Genomic DNA, 1,487 nt, shown 5'->3' on the forward strand with positions numbered 1-1,487 from the left:
GTGCAAAGACTTCACTCTAACGTTTTCTCAAAAGCAATGGGACATGCTTATCAGTATCACTGAATCAAAGTATCCATCAAAAATTAAACAAGCTCTCAATAGAATAATCAGGCAAGAATATAAGAGTCTGAAAAAGACAAGAGAAGATTAACCATTTAAATGTCAGATGAAAATGGCAACGAGCAGAGCAGCCCTCAAGGTTAAAACTTATAGCGGTAAAGGGAGATATATAGGCATCTCCCCCTTTACCCTACGACATTATACCACTTCGGGAAACTGAACAATATTAGTCTTAACGTTTACTATCGAGTCTAACTCATCAGCCCAGCGCTGTAGCCACTCTCGACACTCAGCCTCATAGCGGTGCAAATTATATGTTCCCTCAATGCCTTTAACACTATGCCCCAATACTGCTTCAGCAACTCCCGTAGGGCACCCCATACGTGCTAATTCCGTTCGTACTGTTCGTCGTAAATCGTGAGGAGTCCAAAGCGGCATATCAATCATTAATCCATCTCTACGCATTCGCCACGTATACTGAGTTAGTTGTTTTTGAACTACGTGAGAACCTCCTTTAGAAGTAGAAAAAACATAGATAGATTGAGGGTATGATTTAACCTCTTTCCACTTACGTAACCACTGAACAGCTTGAGAAGGCAGCTGAACATAACGAGAGTTGCCATTTTTTGTTTCAGTTAAATAAATGGTGTTCTTATCAAAATCAATCTGCTGCCACTCTAAGTCGCAAACCTCTCCAGTACGACAGCCTGTCCACAGCGTCATTCGGAGAATACCTCTTATGTTTTTAGAAAAACTCGAATTCGGCAACCATTTGATAAATCTAGATAACTCAGAATGGTCTAACACTCTCTTACCTTTATTACTAGTCAGCTTAACCTTACTCTTCTTAAACTTATTAATAGCCAACAGCGCTGGATTGACAAAGTTTTCAGGGAGATAATCCATACCAATAGCATACTCATAGGCACTGGATAGCTCTCGTAACACAGAGCCTGCTTGTACTGGCGCACCTCTATCAATGATCCCTTGAATTAAATACGTGATGTCACTTTTGCCGACTTCCATAACAGATCTATCTCCAAGAAGAGCGACAATATCAACATACAAGGTTCGTCTAACTTCTTTTTGTCCTTTTGCCTTACGAGCTCCTGAGATCACTCCACCAGAAGAAGTAAATCTGTCTTGAATATAATTTTCTAAATAATGATCGATCACATCTTTGAGAGTAATGCTATTAACACGCTCAGTCTTTAATAACTTACGCCGCTCTTGTTCTTGCCTTTCTAAGTCAGCCTTTGGACATATTCCCCGCTCTCTTATGGCCTTCATTTCGCGAAGCTTAATGCGAGCTTGCTCAAGTGACATATCAGGGAAGGTACCTAGCTTAATCTGTACAAGTTTACCACCTGACTCTGGGCTTCTATAACGATAGGTAAAAGTTTTCCTGTGAAGTGGTCAAGTAAAAC

1 protein-coding gene and 1 pseudogene are annotated in these 1,487 nt (G+C 40.5%); both read right to left on the minus strand.

What is annotated here, in order from left to right; translation table 11 throughout:
• Positions 1–258: 258 nt before the first annotated feature.
• Positions 259–1,086 carry a tyrosine-type recombinase/integrase gene (locus BCT49_RS26255; protein ID WP_339375375.1) on the minus strand — a complete coding sequence of 276 codons (828 nt, stop codon included), beginning with the start codon at positions 1,084–1,086 and terminating at the stop codon, positions 259–261.
• A gap of 231 nt (positions 1,087–1,317) precedes the next feature.
• A pseudogene (locus tag BCT49_RS26260) lies at positions 1,318–1,455 on the minus strand (Arm DNA-binding domain-containing protein); the annotation flags it as partial.
• Positions 1,456–1,487: the final 32 nt, after the last annotated feature.

Source organism: Vibrio lentus, assembly GCF_002875945.1.
GTDB classification, from domain to species: Bacteria; Pseudomonadota; Gammaproteobacteria; order Enterobacterales; family Vibrionaceae; genus Vibrio; species Vibrio apostichopi.